The sequence below is a fragment of the Cupriavidus sp. SIMBA_020 genome (genome assembly GCF_046535395.1).
GTDB classification, from domain to species: Bacteria; Pseudomonadota; Gammaproteobacteria; order Burkholderiales; family Burkholderiaceae; genus Cupriavidus; species Cupriavidus campinensis.
The window spans coordinates 218,422-239,476 of the sequence record NZ_JAWRWU010000007.1 but is presented as its reverse complement, the minus strand read 5'-3'; the positions used below and the strand labels follow the sequence as shown (position 1 = coordinate 239,476).

Annotated in this window: 19 protein-coding genes; 10 read left to right on the top strand and 9 right to left on the bottom strand. The window is 67.3% G+C overall.

Going from position 1 to position 21,055, the window contains the following annotated elements:
- The first annotated feature begins 192 nt into the window (after nt 1-192).
- From SB751_RS16000 to SB751_RS15990, 3 genes are all read left to right on the top strand, one after another.
- Nucleotides 193-438, top strand: a complete 246-nt coding sequence (locus SB751_RS16000; RefSeq protein WP_244845075.1) for a type II toxin-antitoxin system RelE/ParE family toxin — start codon at nt 193-195, stop codon at nt 436-438.
- Nucleotides 435-755, top strand: coding sequence for a helix-turn-helix domain-containing protein (locus SB751_RS15995; RefSeq protein ID WP_092291574.1), 321 nt, complete (start codon nt 435-437; stop codon nt 753-755). The genes SB751_RS16000 and SB751_RS15995 overlap by 4 nt, the downstream gene beginning before the upstream one ends.
- Before the next feature lie 135 nt (nt 756-890).
- Nucleotides 891-2,987: an ATP-dependent helicase gene (locus tag SB751_RS15990; RefSeq protein ID WP_186296877.1), complete on the top strand. Its 2,097-nt coding sequence runs from the start codon at nt 891-893 to the stop codon at nt 2,985-2,987.
- Nucleotides 2,988-3,012: 25 nt separating this feature from the next.
- Here the strand turns inward: SB751_RS15990 and cmdF are convergent, their stop codons facing one another.
- The 4 genes from cmdF to SB751_RS15970 are packed head-to-tail and all read right to left on the bottom strand — an operon-like array spanning nt 3,013 to nt 9,376.
- Nucleotides 3,013-4,629 carry a tyrosine 2,3-aminomutase gene (gene cmdF, locus SB751_RS15985; protein ID WP_144199012.1) on the bottom strand — a complete coding sequence of 539 codons (1,617 nt, stop codon included), beginning with the start codon at nt 4,627-4,629 and terminating at the stop codon, nt 3,013-3,015.
- A gap of 60 nt (nt 4,630-4,689) precedes the next feature.
- On the bottom strand, nt 4,690-6,009 hold the full coding sequence (locus SB751_RS15980) for a sigma-54-dependent transcriptional regulator (RefSeq protein WP_186296883.1): 1,320 nt from the start codon (nt 6,007-6,009) through the stop codon (nt 4,690-4,692).
- 27 nt (nt 6,010-6,036) lie between these two features.
- The gene (locus SB751_RS15975) at nt 6,037-8,040 is read right to left on the bottom strand and encodes a sensor histidine kinase (protein ID WP_144199016.1); all 2,004 of its coding nucleotides are present in this window, start codon (nt 8,038-8,040) and stop codon (nt 6,037-6,039) included.
- 49 nt (nt 8,041-8,089) lie between these two features.
- Nucleotides 8,090-9,376 (bottom strand): dicarboxylate/amino acid:cation symporter, encoded by a 1,287-nt coding sequence (locus SB751_RS15970; protein WP_250025017.1) that lies wholly within the window; start codon nt 9,374-9,376, stop codon nt 8,090-8,092.
- Nucleotides 9,377-9,798: 422 nt separating this feature from the next.
- Here SB751_RS15970 and SB751_RS15965 point away from each other — a divergent pair, with 422 nt between their 5' ends.
- From SB751_RS15965 to SB751_RS15935, 7 genes are all read left to right on the top strand, one after another.
- A complete protein-coding gene (locus tag SB751_RS15965) occupies nt 9,799-10,119 on the top strand; it encodes a (2Fe-2S) ferredoxin domain-containing protein (protein ID WP_144199020.1) in 321 nt (106 codons plus the stop codon).
- A 98-nt stretch (nt 10,120-10,217) separates the two neighbouring features.
- Nucleotides 10,218-10,862: an alpha/beta hydrolase gene (locus SB751_RS15960; RefSeq protein WP_144199022.1), complete on the top strand. Its 645-nt coding sequence runs from the start codon at nt 10,218-10,220 to the stop codon at nt 10,860-10,862.
- 43 nt (nt 10,863-10,905) lie between these two features.
- On the top strand, nt 10,906-12,099 hold the full coding sequence (locus SB751_RS15955; RefSeq protein WP_144199024.1) for a D-alanyl-D-alanine carboxypeptidase family protein: 1,194 nt from the start codon (nt 10,906-10,908) through the stop codon (nt 12,097-12,099).
- Between the two features lie 25 nt (nt 12,100-12,124).
- Nucleotides 12,125-12,430 carry a YbeD family protein gene (locus tag SB751_RS15950; RefSeq protein WP_211944080.1) on the top strand — a complete coding sequence of 102 codons (306 nt, stop codon included), beginning with the start codon at nt 12,125-12,127 and terminating at the stop codon, nt 12,428-12,430.
- A gap of 4 nt (nt 12,431-12,434) precedes the next feature.
- Nucleotides 12,435-13,628, top strand: a complete 1,194-nt coding sequence (locus SB751_RS15945) for a class I SAM-dependent rRNA methyltransferase (protein WP_144199028.1) — start codon at nt 12,435-12,437, stop codon at nt 13,626-13,628.
- 313 nt (nt 13,629-13,941) lie between these two features.
- Complete coding sequence (locus tag SB751_RS15940) at nt 13,942-14,919, top strand: NAD(P)H-dependent flavin oxidoreductase (RefSeq protein WP_144199030.1); 978 nt, start codon at nt 13,942-13,944, stop codon at nt 14,917-14,919.
- A gap of 40 nt (nt 14,920-14,959) precedes the next feature.
- Entirely contained in the window at nt 14,960-15,472 is a 513-nt protein-coding gene (locus SB751_RS15935; RefSeq protein ID WP_377731806.1) for a YbaN family protein, read from the top strand.
- Between the two features lie 6 nt (nt 15,473-15,478).
- Here SB751_RS15935 and SB751_RS15930 read toward each other — a convergent pair whose 3' ends face one another.
- From SB751_RS15930 to SB751_RS15910, 5 genes are all read right to left on the bottom strand, one after another.
- Complete coding sequence (locus SB751_RS15930; RefSeq protein WP_144199034.1) at nt 15,479-16,729, bottom strand: phenylacetate--CoA ligase family protein; 1,251 nt, start codon at nt 16,727-16,729, stop codon at nt 15,479-15,481.
- A 20-nt stretch (nt 16,730-16,749) separates the two neighbouring features.
- Nucleotides 16,750-17,565, bottom strand: a complete 816-nt coding sequence (locus SB751_RS15925; RefSeq protein ID WP_144199036.1) for an ABC transporter ATP-binding protein — start codon at nt 17,563-17,565, stop codon at nt 16,750-16,752.
- Nucleotides 17,566-17,637: 72 nt separating this feature from the next.
- Nucleotides 17,638-18,975 carry an ABC transporter substrate-binding protein gene (locus SB751_RS15920; protein WP_144199038.1) on the bottom strand — a complete coding sequence of 446 codons (1,338 nt, stop codon included), beginning with the start codon at nt 18,973-18,975 and terminating at the stop codon, nt 17,638-17,640.
- 59 nt (nt 18,976-19,034) lie between these two features.
- Nucleotides 19,035-20,111, bottom strand: coding sequence for a branched-chain amino acid ABC transporter permease (locus SB751_RS15915; RefSeq protein WP_144199040.1), 1,077 nt, complete (start codon nt 20,109-20,111; stop codon nt 19,035-19,037).
- A gap of 20 nt (nt 20,112-20,131) precedes the next feature.
- Complete coding sequence (locus tag SB751_RS15910; protein ID WP_144199042.1) at nt 20,132-21,046, bottom strand: branched-chain amino acid ABC transporter permease; 915 nt, start codon at nt 21,044-21,046, stop codon at nt 20,132-20,134.
- Between the last annotated feature and the right edge of the window lie 9 nt (nt 21,047-21,055).

Sequence of the window (21,055 nt, the reverse complement as noted above, 5' to 3'; positions counted from 1 at the left end):
GCTCAAGTCGGATTCACTCCAGTTTGGTCAAGCTGATGCCCTCGCCGTCGCGGGCGGTCACCAACCACGGTTGATTCGTTATAGAATCAATTCTGATCAAATAAAGGGTCATGACGCCGAACTACAAGAAGCCTTTCAGCCAGTTTGTAAAAAAGGCGCATAAGCCACTTCAACTGACCATTCGAGGATGAAGTGGAAGTCGTTTGCAACAACCCGGAAGTCGGCCAAGCGAAAGTGGCGGATCTGGCGGGGATCTGGGTCCATAAGTTCAAGTTCAACCGCCAGGAATACTTGATGGCCTACCGGCCGCCCACTGAAGCGCAGAAAGCTGCCGGCATCGACATTGAACTGTTGCTGATTGATTTTTACCAAGTGGGCTCGCACGAGAATTTCTACGCCGAGTTGAAGATGTATCTGAAAGCAGAGAGGAAATCGTGAATATTGCAACCGCAGAAGAACTGATGAGGCATCTTGGCGAGATGCCTGCGCAGGAGCGGCTGAAGTTTTTCGCCATGGTCGGTCAACGTGCGTTCCGCGACGAGAATCTGAGCCACGAGGAGGTCTTCGGCCACCTGGCAGAGGACGACTTCACGGCAGCCGAAGCGGCGGAATATCTTGAGATCTCGATGGCCACCTTCCGCCGCTTCGTGCGCGATGGGAAGCTGACTTCGCATGCAACGGTCGGCCGTAGCCAGTTATTTTCCGTAGCGGATCTGAAGGCATTCAAGCGGCAACGCAAGGCGATCAAGGGCTGATTCCCCAGGGCGCCGGCGAATTGCGCCCAGCACCGCACTCTTGTGTTGTGGGGCCCTCACGACCCGCTTGCCTCCCCAGGCTGTATGGATATACAGTGAGCGCCAGAATTTTCTCAGCCGCCCCTGCCCCTGCCCGTGTCCCCGGATCCTGTTCTCGAAGCCGACGCCCCCGACGTCCCTGCTGACGTCCCTGCCTACCTGTCCCGCCTGAACCCGGAGCAGCGCGCGGCGGCGTCGCACGCCGGGGATGCGCCGCTGCTGATCATTGCCGGCGCCGGTTCGGGCAAGACCAACACGCTGGCGCACCGCGTGGCGCACCTCGTGCTGGGTGGGGCCGATCCGCGCCGCATCCTGCTGCTCACATTCTCGCGCCGCGCCGCCGCCGAGATGGGCCGCCGCGTGGAGCGCATCGTCGATCAGGCGCTGGGCACCAGCACCGGCGCGGGCCGGGCGGCGCTGCAATGGTCGGGCACCTTCCACGCCATTGGCGCACGGCTGCTGCGCGAGTACGCCGAAACGCTGGGGCTGGCGCCCACCTTCACCATCAGCGACCGGGGCGATTCGGCCGACCTGATGCACGTGGTGCGGCACGACCTCGGCCTCTCCGAGCAGACCTCGCGCTTCCCGCGCAAGGAAACCTGCCTCGCCATCTATTCGCGCGTGGTCAACACCCAGCTCCCGCTGGAAGTGATCCTAAAAACACAATTTCCACGCTATGCGATGTGGGCGGACGCGCTCAAGGCCCTGTTCGCCGGCTACGTGGCCGCCAAGCAGAAGCAGCAGGTGCTCGACTACGACGACCTGCTGCTCTACTGGGCGCAGGCGCTGACCGAGCCGTCGCTGGCGCAGGACATGGGCGCGCGCTTCGACCACGTGCTGGTGGACGAATACCAGGACACCAATGCCTTGCAGGCATCGATCCTGCTCGCGCTGAAGCCGGACGGGCGCGGCCTGACCGTGGTGGGCGACGACGCCCAGTCGATCTACGCGTTCCGGGGCGCCACGGTCCGCAACATCCTCGATTTTCCGCAGCACTTCTCGCCGCCCGCCCATCAGGTGACGCTGGCGCAGAACTATCGTTCCACCCAGCCGATCCTGGCCGCCGCCAACGCGGTGATCGGGCTGGCTGCCGAGCGATTCACCAAGGATTTGTGGTCGCTGCGCGAGTCGGCCGAGAAGCCGGGCGTGGTGGTGGTCAACGATGAAGCCGATCAGGCGCGCTTCGTGGTGGAGCAGGTGCTGGCGCGGCGCGAGGCCGGGCTGACGCTGATGGCGCAGGCCGTGCTGTTCCGCGCCGCCGACCACAGCGCGCAGGTCGAGATCGAACTGGCCCGCCGCAACATCCCGTTCGTGAAGTTCGGCGGCCTGAAATTTTTGGAATCAACCCACGTCAAGGACGTGATGGCCGTGGTGCGCTGGCTGGAGAATCCGCGCGACCGCATGGCCGGCTTCCGCACCCTGCAACTGCTGCCCGGCGTGGGCCCGAAGACCGCCGCGCGCGTGCTGGAGGGGCTGGAAGCGGCCACCGAACCGCTGCTGGCGCTGGAAGCCTTCGAGCCCCCGCCCGCCGCCGCGCCGGCCTGGGCCGAGCTGATCGCCCTGGCGCGCGGGCTGATGGCGCCCACCTCGCCGTGGCCGTCGGAGTTCGAGCAGGTGGTGGCGTGGTACCTGCCGCATCTGGAGCGCATTCACGACGATGCCGCCGCGCGGCAGGCCGATCTCCAGCAGATCGAGCGGATCGCGGCCACCTATGCCTCGCGCGAGCGCTTCCTGACCGAACTGACGCTCGATCCGCCGAGCGCGTCCAGCGATGAATCCGGCGTGCCCTCGCGCGACGAGGACTACCTGATCCTGTCTACGATCCATTCGGCCAAGGGCCAGGAGTGGAAGGCGGTCTACGTGCTCAATGCGGTGGATGGCTGCATGCCGTCCGACCTCGCCACGGGCACCACGGAAGAGATCGAGGAAGAACGCCGGCTGCTCTATGTGGCGATGACGCGCGCCAAGGACCACCTCGACATCGTGGTGCCGCAGCGCTTCTACGTCCATCAGCAGGTGGGATTTGGCGACCGCCACGTGTACGCGTCGCGCACGCGCTTCCTGCCGAACCGGGTGATGCCGAACTTCTACAGCCGGTCCTGGCCGCCCCCGCCGATGCCCGGCGACGCGCCGGCCAAGGCTCCCCTGCCCCAGGTGGACCTGGCCAGCCGCATGCGCGATATGTGGAAGTAGGCCGGGAAGCCGGCTGAAAATCCAATCAGAGGAGTTCGACGCCGGCCTGCCGCACCACATCCAGCAAGGCGCCGTCGCGCAGCAGCGCGGCCACGGCCTCGATGTCATCGGTCATGTAGCGATCCATCGCCAGGAACGGCACGCGTGCGCGCACGAAGTGGAACACGGCGCGGCCCGCCGGCGCCAGCTGCTCCACCGCGCCGGCCAGTTCGGCGGCCTGGCAGGCAGCCAGCAGTTCGATGGCCAGGATGTACTGGTTGTTGTCGAGGATGCGGCGCGCGTTGCGGGCCGCAATCAGCCCCATGCTCACCACGTCCTGGTTGTCGCCGTTGGACGGCACGCTCTGGATGCTGGCCGGGCTGCAGATCGTCCGGTTCTCGGCGATCAGCGCCGTGGCCGGGTACTGCGCGCCGGCAAACCCGCACGACAGCCCCTCGTTGGCGGCCGCCAGGAAGGCCGGCAGGCGGTTGTTCAGGTGCGGGCTCAGCAGCCGGTTCAGGCGGCGCTCGGACACCACGCCAAGCTGCGTCGCGGCGATGGCGAGGAAGTCCATCGCAAACGCCACCTGCTGGCCGTGGAAGTTGCCGCCGTGGAACAGCGCGCCATCATCGAAGAACAGCGGGTTGTCGTTCGACGAATTGAGTTCGCGCTCGACCACCGTGGCGCAATGGTCCAGCGTGTCACGCACGGCGCCCAGCACCTGCGGGATGCAGCGCAGCGTGTAGGCCTTCTGGATAAAGACGCCGGTGCCGGTGTTCTTCTCGTCGCCGGCGCGCGTCTTCATCTCGGCGGACAGCTCGCCATGACCGGCCAGGCGGTCGGAATCGGCCAGCAGCGCGCGCAGGTTGGCGGCGGAGCGGATCTGGCCCGGGTGCGGCTTGGCGATGTCGTGGCCGTGGGCCATGAAGGCATCGGCGGAGGCGGACAGCCCCTCCAGCGCCAGCGCGGCGATGATCTCGGCCTGCGTGATCTGGGCGCGCAGCGTCTCCAGCAGCAGGCAGGACACGCCCGTCATGGCCGAGGTGCCGTTGATCAGCGCCAGCCCCTCCTTGTAGGCCAGCGCGATGGGGGCGATGCCGTGCTCGCGCAGCACCCCGGCGGTGGGCGCGGTGCCGCCATCGGCGGTCAGGACCTTGCCTTCGCCGATCAGCGTGATGGCCACGTGGGAGAGCGGCGCGAGGTCGCCGCTGGCACCCAGCGAGCCCACCTGCGGCACGGCCGGCGTGATGCCGGCGTCCAGATACTTCAACAACTGTTCGATGACCAGCGGGCGCACGGCCGAGTAGCCGCGCGAGAGCGCGTTGGCGCGCGCCACCATCATCGCCCGCACTTCGTCGCGCGAGAACAGCGGGCCGACGCCGGCGCAGTGGCTGCGCAGCAGATTCTCCTGGAGCGCGCGGCCGTGTTCGATATCGACCCAGTTATGAACCAGCTCGCCGAAGCCGGTGGAGACGCCGTAGATCGGCACATTGGCCGAGGCCACCTGCTCGAAGCGCGCGCGGGCTTCGCCCACCTTGTCGAGCACGGCGCCCGGCACCCGCGCGGCGCGGCGGCCACGCGCCACATCGACAACAGCAGGCGCGGTAAGTTGATGGCCGTCGATGTCGGCGGCAGGCAAGGCGGAGCGGGTGACTTCGGACATGGGGCGGATCAGCAATCACAGGGGCGCACGAGGCGAAGGGCCCCGAGTGTACCAAGCCCGTTACAGTCCGTAGCGCTTGATCTTGTCGTACAACGTGGCCTTGCCGACCTGCAGCAGATCCGCCGCCTGGCTCACCGCGCCGCCGGTGCGCGCCAGCGTATCGGCGATGACGGCGCGCTCGTAGTGCTCCATGCGCTCGCGCAGCGGGGTGGAGTCGTCCGCGACGTCCGGCTTGCCGCTCACGCCCTCGGGCACGCCCAGCACCAGCCGGTCCGCCGCGTTGCGCAGCTCGCGCACATTGCCGGGCCACGGGCGCTGCATCAGTGACTGGCGCTGCATCTCCGAGAGGATCGGCGCGGGGCGCTGGTAGCGCACGGCCGCCACCAGCATGAAGTGCTCGAACAGCGGCACGATGTCCTCGCGGCGGTCGCGCAGCGGCGGCAGCGGAATCGTCACCACGTTGAGCCGGTAGAGCAGATCCTGGCGGAAGGCGCCCTGCGCCACCAGCCCCTCCATGTCGCCCTTGGCCGCCGCCACGATGCGCACGTCGATCGGCACCGAGGTATTCGACCCCAGCCGCTCCAGCGTACCTTCCTGCAACACCCGGAGCAGCTTCACCTGGAGCGCCAGCGGCATGCTCTCGATCTCGTCGAGGAACAGCGTGCCGCCCGACGCGTGCTCCAGCTTGCCCACGCGGCGCTTGCCCGCGCCGGTGAAGGCGCCGGCCTCGTGGCCGAACATCTCGCTCTCGAAGATCGCCTCGGGCACCGCGCCGCAGTTCAGGGCGATGAAGGGCGCGTCGCGCCGGGTGGACAGCGCGTGAAGGCTGCGCGCCACCAGTTCCTTGCCTGTGCCGGTTTCGCCGTTGATCATCACCGGCACATCGGTGGGCGCCACGTTGGCGATCAGGTCGCGCACGCGCGCCATCGCCGCCGAGCGGCCGATGATGCGCGTGCCCGCCGCCGGGCCCGCCAGCTCGCGCCGCAGGGCCACGTTCTCCAGCTCCAGCGCGCGGCGCTCCAGGGCGCGGCGCACCGTGTCGGTCAGGCGGTCCGCCCCGAACGGCTTCTCGATGAAGTCATAGGCGCCTTCGCGCATGGCCTGCACGGCCATCGTGATGTCGCCGTGGCCGGTGACCAGGATCACCGGCACGCCGGGCGCGGCGTTGCGGCAGTGGTGGAGCAGATCGAGCCCGCTCGCGCCGCCCAGCCGCACATCGGTGACCAGCACGCCGGGGAAGTCGGCGGACAGGTGCGGCATGGCCGCCTCCGCCGAGGGCAGCGCCAGCACCGCGAACCCGGCCAGTTCCAGGCTCTGCGCCGTGGCCTGCCGCACCAGCGGCTCATCCTCCACAAACAGCACGCGCAATCCGTCTTGTATCGCCATCCCTTATTCCTGCTTGCCTTGTCAGGCCGTAGTGGCGGGCTGGTGCGCCCGCCGCAAAGTCACCACGAATTCGGCGCCGCCGCCTTCCGCGTTCTGCGCCGTCAGCTGGCCGCCGAACTCGCGCACGATCGACGTGGAAATCGCCAGCCCCAGCCCGAGCCCCTGGCCGATCTCCTTGGTGGTGAAGAACGGCTCGAACAGGCGCGGCAGCACATCGGGCGGAATCCCGGGGCCATTGTCGCGCACGGACACGCTCACCGCCTCGGGGGCGACGTGCACGGTGATGTCGATGTGGCCGGCCTGGCGTGCCTCCCGCCCCTCCCCGGCAATCGCGTCCAGCGCGTTGCCGACCAGGTTCAGCAGCACCTGCTCCAGCTTCAGTTCGTCCGCCCAGACCGCGATTTCGGCGCCTTCCACCTCCTCGCTATCCAGCCCGCGCACCGTCAACGCCACGCCGGCCAGGCGCGGCGCCATCAGTTGCAGCACATGGTCGATGGCGGCGCGCACGCGCACCGCGTGGCGCCGGGGCCGCGCCTTGCCGGCGAACAGCTTGAGCTGGCCGGTGATCTTGCCCATGCGGGCGGTGAGGTCGGCGATGGCGCTGAGATTGCCCGTGGCGGCGTCCAGCTGGCCGCGTTCCAGCAGCACGCGCGTGTTGTCCGAGAACGTGCGCAGTGCGGCCAGCGGCTGGTTCAGCTCGTGCGTGATGCCGGCGGCCATCTGCCCCAGCGCGGCGAGCTTGCTGGCCTGCACGAGTTCGTCCTGCGTGGCGCGCAGCTCGCCCTCGGTGCGGGTGCGCTCGGCCACCTCGGCCTCGAGTTGTTCGTTGATCGCCATCAGGTCGGCCGTGCGGGCCTCCACGCGGCGCTCGAGTTCGTCATAGGCGGCTTCGAGCATGCGGCGGCTGTATTGCATGTCGCGCGCGCGCTGGCGGCGCTGGCGCAGGTTCACCAGCAGCAGGCCGATGCAGGCATAGGCCAGCGCCGCCCCCACGGTGGCGCCGCGCGCGCTGGCCAGCACGGGGTCCAGCGGCGCCATGACCTGCATGGTCCAGCCGGCCGGACCGACCGGGCGGCTGATCTCCAGGTAGCGGTCGCCCCGGTCTGCCGTGAGCCCGATGCCGCCGCCCGGGCTGCCGGGCTCGCCATCGGCGCCCACGCGCACCAGCCGGGTGTTCTCGCCCAGCACGGTGTCGCCGAGCCAGCGCGTGACCGGCGAATCCAGCGCCAGCAGCGGCAGCGGCGTGACCGCCTGGTCGTGGTACTGGCGGGTGTTGTGCAACTCCGCCTGGAGTTCGGGCGGCAGCGGGCGCAGCGTGCGGTACTGCCAGGCCGGCACGGACGAGAGGAAGATCACGCCGTGGTCATCGGCCACCATCAGCGGCTCCGCCCGGCCCGCGCCGGCGCGCTGGAACCACTCCAGGTTCAGCTTGACCACGGTCACGCCGATGACCTTGCCGCCCGACTCGATCGGCTGGGCGATGTAGTAGCCCGGTTCGTCGCTGGTGATGCCGATGGCGTAGAAACGGCCCACCTCGCCCCGCGCCGCGCGCTGGAAGTACGGCCGGAAACGGTAGTCGGTGCCGACGAAGCTGCCCGGCTCGCCATGGTTGCTGGCGGCCAGCGCCATGCCGTTGGCGGCAATGACATAGGTGGCGGAGGCGCGCGCGCGCCGGTTCACATCGACAAGATAGTCATTGACCGCGGCAATCCGTGCCGGGTCCTGGGGAGCGGCCAGCAGCCCGCGCACCGAGGGGTGCAGGGAAACCAGCGCGGGGAGGAATTCGTAGCGGTCGAGCGTGGACTCGAGCGTGGCGGCGTAGCGCTCGGCGCGCATGGCCGTGGATTGCTGCAGCGCGGCCAGCCCGCGCTGCACCGACAGCAGCCAGGTCAGCCCGCAGAGCAGCAGCAGGCCGGCCAGCAGGGCGCCGGCAAAGCCATACCAGCGCGGGCCGGGCCCGGGCGCATGCACGGAACCCGGCGCCGCGGGGTCATGTACGGCTAGAAAATCGTCGGAATGAGGCATCGGCGCGCACGAAGGGTCTCGCGCCGATGATACCCGTTGCCGGGAAATGTCAGCGGGCCGCGTCGGCCAGTCCGACGGCGTCATCGTCGCCACGCAGCACGCGGTTCAGGCGGGCACGGTCCAGTTCCTTTTCCCAGGCCGAGACCACCACGGTGGCCACGCCGTTGCCGATGATGTTGGTCAGCGCGCGGCATTCGCTCATGAAGCGGTCGATGCCAAGGATCAGTACCATGCCGGCCACCGGGATGGTCGGCACCACGGCCAGCGTGGCCGCCAGCGTGATGAAGCCCGAGCCGGTCACGCCGCTGGCCCCCTTGGACGTCACCATGGCCACAGCCAGGATCGTCAGCTGCTGGAGCAGCGTCAGTTCGATGCCGGTAGCCTGGGCGATGAAGATCACCGCCATCGTCATATAGATATTGGTGCCGTCCAGGTTGAACGAGTAGCCCGTGGGCACCACCAGCCCCACCACCGACTTCGAGCAGCCCAGGCGCTCCATCTTCTCCATCAGGTGCGGCAGCGCGGCCTCGGAGGAGCTGGTGCCCAGCACGATCAGCAGTTCTTCCTTGATATAGGCGACGAAGCGGATGATCGAGAAGCCCGTGAACTTGGCCACGGTGCCCAGCACCACCAGCACGAACACGATGGCCGTGAAGTAGAACGTGCCGATCAGCTTCAGCAGCGGCACCAGCGAGCCCAGGCCGTACTTGCCGATGGTGAACGCCATGGCGCCGAAGGCGCCGATCGGGGCCACCTTGGTGATCACGTGGACGATGTGGAAGAACACCTTCGAGACCTGGTCCACCATGTCATGCACGATCTTGGCGCGGTCGCCCAGCACGGCCAGGGCCGAGCCGAAGAACAGCGAGACCAGCAGGATCTGCAGGATGTCGCCATTGGCGAACGCGCTGAAGACCGTGTCCGGGATGATGTGCATGAAGAACTCGGTCGTGCTCTGGCCGTGGGCCTTGGACACGTATTGCGAGATCGACTTGGTATCCAGCGTGGCCGGATCGATGTTGAAGCCCACGCCCGGCTTGAGCACGTGCGAGGCCACCAGGCCGATCAGCAGCGCGAAGGTCGAGACGATCTCGAAATACAGCAGCGCCTTGCCGCCCACCCGGCCCACCTTCTTCATGTCGCGCATGCCGGCGATGCCGGACACCACGGTACAGAAGATGATCGGGCCGATGATCATCTTGATCAGCTTGATGAAGGCGTCGCCCAGCGGCTTCATCTCCACGCCTGTGTCGGGCCAGACATGGCCCAGCAGGATGCCCACGGCAATCGCGAACAGCACCTGCACGTACAGGATCTTGTAGAAGGGTTTCCTCATGATGTCTTCCTCGGTGTTTTTTGACCGGTGCCGGGCGCTCGGGGCGCCCGCTTTGCACGCCTGGCGGATTGCGGCGCGTCTGAAGGTAACTATTTGCAACAGGCATGCCACCGAGGCAGTCACCTTCAAATCGTTGATTTGGAAGGATTTTTGATTTTTCGGACGATAGCTCCGTCTGGCTTTCCAGAAATCCGGACTGACCCGCTCCGGGTTTCCGGAAGGCGATGCGGCGAAAGGAGCGCTTTATAAGCGCATATCACATCACATTTAGCCGAATGGTGCGGCCCGGCACCGCCCCATCGCCCGCCAGATTCCGGATATCCGGGCAGCCCCGCATGGCGGAACGCGGAGTCTGACAACGTATAATTCCGTGCTTCCCCAACGCCATCGACGCATCGCGCCCCGCGCGAGCGCGCCCGAGCATGAGCAGCTACTACCAACACCACGTCTTCTTTTGCCTGAACACGCGCGACGACGGCAAAGCCTGCTGCACCGACCACAACGCCCAGGCCATGCAGGAATACGCGAAGAAGCGTTGCAAGCAGCTTGGCATTGCCGGTGGCGAGGGCCGCGTCCGGATCAACAAGGCGGGCTGCCTGAACCGGTGTGAACTCGGGCCGGTGCTGGTGGTCTACCCCGAGGCCGTCTGGTACACCTTCGTCGACGAGCAGGACATCGACGAGATCATCGACAGCCATCTGGTGAACGGCAAGCCGGTCGAACGCCTGATGCTCGACCGCTGATCCGCCTCGCCGTGCCCGCCGGGTCCGCCCGGTTTTTTTGTTGCCCGCTGTCTTCGTCTGCTGTCTTCGTCCCGCTCCGCACCCCTGCCCCTGCCACCATGAACGCGCATACCCAGGTCACCACGATTCCCGGCCCCGTCGGCGCCATCGATATCTCAATCGACCTGCCGCAGGGCGTGCCCGTGCGCGGCCTGGCGCTGGTGGCCCACCCGCACCCGCTGTTCTCCGGCACCAAGGACAACAAGGTGGCACAGACGCTGGCGCGCACCTTCGTCGCCCTCGGCTACGCCACGGTGCGGCCGAACTTCCGCGGCGTGGGCAACTCGGCGGGCGAGCATGACAAGGGCATTGGCGAGCAGGACGACCTGCTGGCCGTGGTGGACTGGATGCGCACCCAGACCGCGTGGTCACCGGACGTCGCCACGCTGCCGCTGGCGCTGGGCGGGTTCTCGTTCGGCAGCTTCGTGCAGACGCACGTGGCGCGGCGGCTGGCCGAAGCCGGCACGCCGGCGCAGCGCCTGGTGCTGGTGGGAACCGCCACCAGCCGCTGGGACGTGGCGCCGGTGCCGGCCGACACCATCGTCATCCATGGCGAGCAGGACGAGACCGTGCCGCTGGCCAGCGTGCTGGACTGGGTCCGCCCGCAGGAGCTCCCGGTCATCGTCATTCCCGGCGCCGACCATTTTTTTCATCGCAAGCTGCACCTGATCAAGCAGCTTGTCGTCAACGCGTGGGACCGGTGATCCGTCCCGTCCGCGCAACCCTCATCCGTTGGAATTCGCACCTATGAACAGAGCCACGCCGCGCTTCGCGTCCGCCCTTGCCCCCGTCGCTATTGCCGTTACTGTCGCGCTCGCCGCTCCTGCCGCCGTGCTGGCGCAGGGCGTGCCGACCCCGCAGGTCGCCGCCAAGTCCTGGATGCTGTACGACGTGACGAGCGGCCAGGCGCTGGCCTCGCAGAACGCGGACCTGCGCATCGAGCCGGCCTCGCTGACCAAGATCATGACGGCCTACCTGGCCTTCCAGGCGATCAAGGAAAAGCGCCTGACGCTGGACCAGACCGTGGTGCCGACCAACGTCGTGCTGAAGGTGAAAAGCGACGAATCGCGCATGTTCATCGAGCCGAACAAGCCGGTCAGCGTGCAGGACCTGCTGATGGGCCTGATCGTCCAGTCCGGCAACGACGCCGCGCTGGCGCTGGCCGAGGCCGTGGGCGGTTCCGAGGAAGGCTTCGTGGCGATGATGAACCGCGAGGCCCAGCGCATGGGCCTCAAGGGCACGCACTTCACGAACACGGACGGCATTCCCGACCCGGAGCACTACACCACGGCGGTGGACCTGGCCACGCTGACCACGCGCCTGATCAAGGACTTCCCCGAGTACTACGGCATGTACTCGCAAAAGGAGTTCACCTATAACAAGATCAAGCAGCCGAACCGCAACCGCCTGCTGTACATCGACCCCACCGTGGACGGCGTGAAGACGGGCCACACCAAGTCGGCCGGCTACTGCCTGATCTCGTCGGCGCAGCGCCCGCTGACCAACGTGCCGAACGGCAACCGCCGCCTGGTGTCGATCGTGATCGGCACCACCAGCGAGCAGGTGCGCACGCAGGAAAGCCTGAAGATCCTGAACTACGGCTTCCAGTTCTTCGACACCCTGCGACTGTACGACAAGGGCCAGGTCCTGGCCACGCCCGAGATCTACAAGGGCGCCGCCGGCACGGTCAAGATCGGCGTGTCCAACGAGACCTTCGTCACGGTGCCCAAGGGCACGGGCAGCCGCCTGAAGCCGGTGCTGGAGCGCCAGGAACTGCTGCTGGCCCCGATCACGGCCGGCCAGCAGGTCGGCACGGTCAAGCTGATGGACGGCACCACCAAGGTGGGCGAGTTCCCGGTGGTGGCACTCGAGGACGTGCCCGAGGCCGGCTTCTTCGGCCGCCTGTGGGACACCATCCGCCTCTGGTTCAAGCGCAAGTAATCCGCACACACGCGAAAGCACGAACATGACGACCGAATCGAACGATGGTCAGCAGCCCGGCGGCATTCCGCCGCAGGCCTCGCTGATCGAGTATCCGAGCGACTTCCCCATCAAGGTCATGGGCGCGATGCAGGACGGCTTTGCCGAGGCGATCGTGACCCTGGTGCAGGACTTCGACCCGAACTTCCATGCCGGCAAGATGGAGATGCGTCCGTCGCGCAACGGCAACTACCTGGGCCTGACCGTGACGGTCTGGGTGACCAGCCGCGAGCAGCTGGACGATTTGTACCGCGCGCTGACGTCGCATCCGATGGTGAAGGTGGTGCTGTAAGCGCATGAACGTCATCACGCTCAAACCGGGCAAGGAAAAGTCCCTGCTCCGCCGCCACCCCTGGGTGTACGCCACCGGCATCGCCTCCACCGAGGGCCGGCTGGAGGCCGGCGCCACGGTGGTCATCCGCGCCGCGGACGGCCGTTTCCTGGCGCGCGGCGCCTACAGCCCCGAGTCGCAGATCCGCGCACGGGTGTGGACCTTCGACGAGAACGAGCCGGTCGATCACGCGCTGTTCAAGCGCCGCGTGGCCGCCGCGCTGGCCCATCGGCGCCAGTGGGTGCGCGATACCGACGCGGTACGGCTGATCTTCGGCGAGGCGGACCGCCTGCCCGGGCTGGTGGTCGACTATTACGGCAACGGCGACAAGGGCCAACTGGTCTGCCAGTTCAATTCGGCCGGCGTGGAGCAGTGGAAGGACGCGCTGGTGCAGGCGCTGGTCAAGGAGACCGGCTGCCCGAACGTCTACGAACGCTCCGACGCCGCCGTGCGCCAGCGCGAGGGCCTGCCGCTGGTGACCGGCGTGCTGGCCGGGGCCGAGCCAGACCCCGAACTGTCAGTGACCGAGCACGGCGTGCGCTACTACGTGGACGTGCGCCACGGCCACAAGACCGGCTTCTACGTCGACCAGCGCGACAACCGCAAGCTGGTGGGCGACCTGGCCGCAGGCCGCGAGGTGCTGAACTGCTTCTGCTACACGGGCGGCTTCTCGCTGGCCGCGCTGCGGGGCGGCGCCACGGCGGTCACGTCGATCGATTCGTCGGGCGATGCGCTCAAGATCGCCGCGAACAACGTCACGCTGAACGGCTTCGACGCCGAACGGGCCACCTGGCTCGACGCCGACGTGTTCAAGACGCTGCGCGAATTCCGCGCCGAGGGCCGCCAGTTCGACCTGATCGTGCTGGACCCGCCCAAGTTCGCCCCGTCGGCGCAGCACATCGACCGCGCGGCGCGTGCCTACAAGGAAATCAACCTGGTCGGCATGCAGTTGCTGCGGCCGGGCGGCCTGCTGTTCACGTACTCGTGCTCGGGCGCCATCAGCATGGAACTGTTCCAGAAGATCGTGGCCGGCGCCGTCACCGATGCCCGCAGCGACGCGCGCATCCTGCGCCGGCTTTCGGCGGGCACCGACCATCCAATGTCGGCGGCGTTCCCGGAAGGGGAATACCTGAAGGGCCTGCTGCTGGAGAAGGTGTAAGGAAGGTCTGAGGGACGCCGGGACACCCCGGTATAAACCCTCGGTTTTGACTTCTGACGGTCATATTCACCGTCTATGCTTCGTCTCGCGGTGGGGCATTGGCAGGTGTCTCACTGCCTCTTCTTATCAGTCTTCGTGGTAATTGCCCCGCCTACCCGGCGGGGCATTTTTTTGTCCGATGGACGCCCGATGGATGCCTGATCGGAATCGAAGCGTGCCTCTAGGCCGGCGGCGGCGCCGGGGATCGCATCCGGACTGAAAGTCCCTATAATCGAACGATCGTTCAATTCGCGACCCGATCAGAGGAGATCTCATGCCCGCCGCCAAGACCTTGCCGCCCATCCTGCAGAACCTGGCCCTGCCCGTCATCGCCTCGCCGATGTTCATCGTCAGCTATCCGGAACTGGTGCTGGCGCAGTGCAAGGCCGGCATCGTCGGCTCCTTCCCCGCGCTGAACGCGCGCCCGGCGGAGCTGCTCGACGAGTGGCTCACGCAGATGCAGGAGGACCTGGCCGCGTTCCAGGCGGCGAACCCGGGCAAGCGGGTGGGCCCGATCGCCGTGAACCAGATCGTCCATGCCTCCAACGCGCGGCTGGAGCACGACGTGAAGGTCTGCGTGGACCACAAGGTGCCCATCTTCATCACGTCGCTGCGCGCGCCGGTCAAGGAAATGATCGATGCCGTGCACAGCTATGGCGGCATCGTGCTGCATGACGTGATCAGCCTGCGCCACGCCGAGAAAGCCATCGAGGCGGGCGTGGACGGCCTGATCCTCGTGGCGGCCGGCGCCGGCGGCCATGCCGGCATGCTGTCGCCGTTCGCGCTGGTGGGCGAGGTGCGCAAGATCTTCGACGGCCCCATCGCGCTGTCCGGCTCCATCGCCACCGGCGACGCCGTGCTGGCCGCGCAGGCCATGGGCGCCGACTTCGCCTACGTGGGCACGCGCTTCATCGCCTCGCAGGAAGCCCACGCCAGCGCCGAGTACAAGCATTCGATCACCAGCGCGGCGGCCTCCGACATCGTCTACACGAACCTGTTCACGGGCGTGCACGGCAACTACATCCGCGAGAGCATCAGCAATTCGGGGCTCGATCCGGACAACCTGCCCGTGGCGGACAAGACCAAGATGGATTTCTCGAGCGGCAGCTCCAAGACCAAGGCGTGGAAGGACATCTGGGGCGCCGGCCAGGGCGTGGGCCAGATCGAGGACATTGCCACGGCCGGCGAGATCATCGCGCGCATGAAGACCGAGTACGACGCCGCGCGCGCCCGGCTCGGACTGGTACGATAGGGGCGTTTTTTCGCCCCCTATCGTCCCTTTTGGTCTTCCTTTGCAACCGACCGACTCCGAACGCCCCGCCGGCGACACCCGCCGGCCCCGCTCCCCAGGCAACGTCAGCGACGCGCTCACGCACCGTGAGCGCGTGATCCGGGCATTCTGGGTCACCTGCGGCGTGGTGTCGCTGGTGCTCGGCTTCATCGGCATTTTCCTGCCGCTGCTGCCAACCACCCCGTTTGTCCTGCTGGCCGCTGCCTGCTTCGCGCGCGGCTCGGAGCGGTTCCACGACTGGCTGGTCTCGCACCCGCGCTTCGGCCCGCTGGTGCGGGACTGGCAGACGCATCGCAGCATTCCGCTGCGCGCCAAGTGCCTGGCGCTCTCGATGATGTGGATCTCGATGGGGACCACCGCCTGGCTGCTGCGCGGGCGGCCGGTGTCCTCGCTGACGCTGCTGGCGGTAGGTGCCGCCGTGACCATCTGGATGGTGCGGCTGCCTACCCGGCCCCGCGGTGGCTATGGCGAGGCGGGCGGGGAGTCGCCCCAGCCGCCGCGCTCTTCCCAGTAAGCCGCCTCAGTCGTAACGGCGCGCGTCCTCGATCACCTTGCCATCCTGCGGCAGCGACCCAGCCGCCACAAATCGCACCTCGCCGCGCAGGCGCATGACGTCGCGGATCGAATCGGCGATGGCTTGCGCCAGGGCGGCATCCTCGCGCGTGGCGTCGCAGTGCAGCGTCATGGTGTCCGCGCCGACCATGCCGGTCACCACCAGCCGCGCGGCGCGGATCTCGGGATGGCGGCGCACCACGTCCGCCACCTGCCCCGGATGGACGAACATCCCCTTGACCTTGGTAGTCTGGTCCGCGCGCCCCAGCCAGCCCTTAAGCCGGATATTGGTGCGCCCGCACGGGCTGGCGCGGTGCGAGGAATCACTGACGATGGCCGACAGGTCGCCCGTGCCGAAACGGATCAGCGGATAGTCGCCGTTGCCGAGCACCGTCACCACGACCTCGCCGGTCTCGCCCTCGGGCATCGGCTGCGTGCCGCCCGGCTCGACGATCTCCACCAGCACGCCTTCATCGACCACCCAGCCGTCGCCACCCCCGGTTTCGTAGGCGATCAGCCCCACGTCGGCGGTGCCGTACATCTGGCTCACGGTCACGCCATGGTCCTGCAACCATGCACGCAGTGGCGGCGGGCAGGCTTCGCCGGTGACCAGCGCCTTCGACAGGCTTGCGCACGGCAGGCCCAGCTCGCCCCCCCGCTCGATCAGCAGTTTCAGGAACGATGGCGTGCCGGCGTAGGCGGACGGTTGCAGCGCCGCCATGGCCTGCACCTGCGATTCGGTCTGGCCGACGCCAGCCGGGAACACGCAGCAGCCCAGCCGGTGCGCGCCCGATTCCATCATCATGCCGGCTGGCGTGAAGTGGTACGAAAAGGTGTTGTAGACCAGTTCCCCGGCGCGAAAGCCGGCCGCGAACATGGCACGCGCGATGCGCCACCAGTCATCGGCATGGCCATCCGGCTCATGGATCGGCCCCGGGGACTGGAACACGTGCCGCAGCCCGCCGATCGGGGTGGCGTTGAGTCCGCCCAGCGGCGGCGCGGTGCGCTGGCGGGCGGTCAGCTCGGACTTGCGCGTCACCGGCAGCGCGGCCAGCGCGGCGCGGGAGGTGAGGTCGCGCGGGTCCACGTCGCACAGCACCTCGGCGAAGTAAGGCGCGTGGGCCTGCGCGTGCGCCACCTGGCGCGCGAGGGCGGCCAGCAGCGCGGCCTCGCGCTCGGCCGGCGTGCGCGTTTCCAGCGAATCGAAATAGTCAGCCATGGTGCGGGAGGGGTAGGAATTCAGGCCAGCCAGCGCTTGCGGCGCCGATAGCTCTTCACATCGCGGAACGACTTGCGCGCGGCGCCATCGGCATCGTTGGCGGCCACGCCCAGGTAGAACTCCTTGACGTCCTCGTTGGTGCGCAGCGATTCGGCCTCGCCGTCCATGACCACGCGGCCGTTCTCCAGGATGTAGCCGTAGTCGGCGTAGCGCAGCGCCACCATCGTGTTCTGCTCGGCCAGCAGGAAGCTCACCTTCTCGCGCGTGTTCAGGTCGCGCACGATCTCGAAGATCTCCTCGACGATCTGCGGGGCCAGGCCCATGGACGGCTCGTCGAGCAGGATCATCGCCGGCTTGGCCATCATCGCCCGCCCGATCGCGCACATCTGCTGCTCGCCGCCCGAGGTGTAGCCGGCCTGGGACTTGCGCCGCGTCTGCAGGCGCGGGAAGTAGGTGTAGATCTTCTCCAGCTCGTGGCGCGTGTCTGCGCGCGACAGCCCGCGCGTGTAGGCGCCGGTGAGCAGGTTTTCCTCGATGGTCAGGTGGGCGAAGCAATGGCGCCCCTCCATGACCTGGATCACCCCGCGCTTGACGAGGTCGTTGGGTGTGAGCTGGTCCACGCGGTGGCCGCGATATTCGATGGAGCCCTTGGTCACGTCGCCGCGCTCGGCGTGGAGCAGGTTCGAGATCGCCTTGAGCGTGGTGGTCTTGCCGGCCCCGTTGGCGCCCAGCAGCGCCACGATGCGGCCCTCGGGCACCTCCAGCGAGACCCCCTTGAGCACCAGGATCACGTGGTCGTAGATGACTTCGATGTTGTTGACGGATAGCAGGGTCATGGGTCACGCCTCGTATGCTGCCGATTCGCTCCCCTCACCCAGCGGGAGAGGGGAGACAAGCACCGCCGCGCTTCAGGACTTCGCGCAGGCCGGCGTAATACCCTTCTCCTTCGCGTACTGCGCCGCGTTGGCCTTGAACAGCGGGTGGATCAGCGCCTTGTTGCCTTCGATCCAGTCCGACACCACCACCCACTTGGCGCCGTCCCACTGCTGGATCTTCACCTTGCCGGAGCCCTCGTGGTTGTCGCAGCTGGTCTTGATCTCGGGCAGCAGGCCGGTGGCGCCCAGCTGCTGCAGGCGCGCGTTGGTCACGTTCAGGTTCTCGAAGGCCCAGCGCATCTGGTCGCCGGACATCATCTTGCCCTTGCCGAACTTGTCCTGCGCCACGCGGACCGCCTCCACCGTCACCACGGCCGCCGAGACGCCCCGGTTATAGAGCACCGAGCCAACCTTGTTGCGATCCTGCATATTGCCCTTGCCGGCACCGTAGACCACCTTGTCGATATCGGCGATCAGCGGCACGTTGCGGCCCGCCACGTTCCATGTCGCGCTCATGTAGCCCTTGGCGGCGTCGCCGGCCGGCACGGTGTCTTCCTCGGAGCCGGCCCACCAGGAGCCGATCATCTTGTCGCGCGAGAAGCCCACCTTCTGCGCCGCCTTCAGCGCGGTCTGGTTCATCACGCCCCAGCCCCAGAAGATCACGTAGTCCGGGTTCTCCTGGCGGATCTTGAGCCACTGGGCGCCCTGCTCGTTGCCCGGGTGCGCCACCGGAATCTCCACCAGGTTGAACTTGTTCAGCCGCGCCTCGGCCTGCAGGGCGACGATCGGCTCCTTGCCGTAGGCCGAGTCGTGGTACAGGTAGACGATCTTCTTGCCGTTCAGCGACCCGCCGCTCTTGGTGGCCAGGTACTTGACGATGGCCGACACCTGCATCTGGTACGTGGTGACCAGCGGGAAGGCGTACGGGAACACCGAGCCGTCCACGGCATCCGTGCGGCCGTAGCCCATCATCACCAGCGGCACCTTGTCGGCGGCGGTCTTGTCGACCAGCGCGTAGGAGATGCCGGTGGACATCGAGTGATACGCCGTGCCCTTGGTCGTGGGGTTCTTCGACTTGAGCCGCTCGTAGCACTCCACGCCCTTGGCGTTGTTGTATTCGGTCTCGCACTCTTCCCAGCCCAGCTTCACGCCGTTGATGCCGCCGTCCTTGAGGTTGACGTAGTTCAGGTAGTCGATGAAGCCGCCGTAGAACGACTGGCCGTTGGCGCCGTAGGGCCCCACGCGGTAGCTTGGCAGCGCCACGAACTGCTCGTTGGCCTGTGCCAGCGCCGGCAGCGACGGTGCCAGCAGGGCCGCCGCCACGCCAACCGCCAGGGCGGCGCGCTGCACATTGCGAATCAGGGTTGTCATGACAGTCTCCTTGACCTTTCGCCTCGTAGACGGGCGTTGTTATGGGCTACGACGATGAATCAATGCGGGAACGGCCAGAGCCGCAGCTTCTCCTTGGCGATCTGCCACAGCCGCGCCAGGCCGTGCGGCTCCACGATCAGGAAGAAGATGATCAGCGCGCCGAACACCATCAGCTGGATGTGCGACACCGTGGCGTTCGTGAACGGCAGATGCAGCAGCGCGGCCAGGCCGGGCAGCACGTTGTCGAGGAAGATCGGCAGCAGCAGGATGAACGCGGCGCCGAGGAAGGAGCCGAGGATGCTGCCCACCCCGCCGATGATGATCATGAACAGGATGCGGAACGAGAGGTCCAGCGAAAAGCCGTCCGGCTCCACCGAGCCCAGGTAGCAGAACGCATAGAGCGCGCCGGCCACGCCGCAGTAGAACGAGCTGACCGCGAAGGCGAGCAGCTTGGTGCGCATCAGCGGAATGCCGATGACCTCGGCGGCCACGTCCATGTCCCGCACGGCCATCCAGGCGCGGCCGGTGGCCGAGCGCACCAGGTTCTTGGCGACGAACGCCAGCACCGTGACAAAGGCCAGCACGAACAGGTACTTGCGCACCGGGGTGTCGATGGCGAAGCCGAAGAGGTCCAGCCGCTGCGCGGTGATCACGCCCGACGAGCTGTTGTTCGACAGCCAGGGGAACTTGGTCAGCGCCCAGACCACGAAGAACTGCGCCGCCAGCGTGGCCACGGCGAGGTAGAAACCCTTGATCCGCAGCGAGGGCAGCCCGAACGCCACGCCCACCAGCGCCGCCGACAGCCCGGCCAGGATAAAGGTGGCCAGCACCGGGATGCCTTCGATCCGCAACTGGAAGTTGTACGCCGCGTACGCGCCCACGGCCATGAAGGCCGCCGTGCCCAGCGAGAGCTGGCCGGCGTAGCCGGTCAGGATGTTCAGCCCCAGCGCCGCGAGCGAGAAGATCAGGAACGGGATCAGGATCGCGCTGAACCAGTATTCCGAGGCCGTGAACGGCACCGCGACGAAGGCCACCGCCATCAGCACGGCAAAGCCGATGCGGTCCTGCCGGATCGGGAAGATCTGGCTGTCGGCGATGTAGCTGGTCTTGAACTGCCCGGCTTCACGATAGAGCATGGTGTCGGTCTCCGGACGGGTTACACGCGGTCGATGTGCTTCTCGCCGAACAGCCCTTCGGGCCGCACCAGCAGGAACAGCAAGGCGAATACATAGGGGAACCAGCCTTCGATGCCGCCAAAGTTGCCGCCGAACATCGACTGGAACACCGGCGGGATGTAGATCTCGGCCAGCTTCTCGGACGCGCCGATGATCAGCCCGCCGACGATGGCCCCCGGCACCGAGGTGAAGCCGCCCAGGATCAGCACCGGCAGCGCCTTGAGCGCGGTCAGCGTCAGCGCGAACTGCACGCCGTTGCGGGAGCCCCAGAGCATGCCCGCCACCAGCGCCACGAAGCCGGCCACGCCCCAGACAATCGCCCAGATGTGCTGGAGCGGAATGCCAAGCGAGAGCGCCGCCTGATGGTCATCCGCCACCGCGCGCAGCGCGCGGCCCACCTTGGTGTACTGGAAGAACAGCGCCAGCGCGGCCACCAGCACGGCGGCAATCGCGGCGGCGGCCAGGTCGAACTTCGAGAGGACGATGTTGAAGCGGGTGAGGATGGCCTCGATCGGCTCGTCCACGATGCCGAGGTTGATCGGCCGCACCTCGTTGCCGAACAGCAGCGGCCCGAGTCCTTCCAGGAAGAACGACAGCCCGATGGTCGCCATGAACAGCGTGATCGGCGGCTGGTTGACCAGCTTGCGCAGCACCAGCCGCTCGGTGCTGATGCCCACGATGACCATGACCACGAACGCGCCGATGAACGCCGCCCACATCGGCATGCCCTTGTCCATCAGCCCCACCACGGCCAGCGCGGCGAAGTAGACCATCGCCCCCTGCGCGAAGTTGAACACGCCGGACGCCTTGTAGATCAGCACGAAGCCCAGCGCCACGAGCGAGTACATCAGCCCGGAGAGCAGCCCGCCGATCAGGATTTCGAAGAAGAAGGTCATGATGGGGCG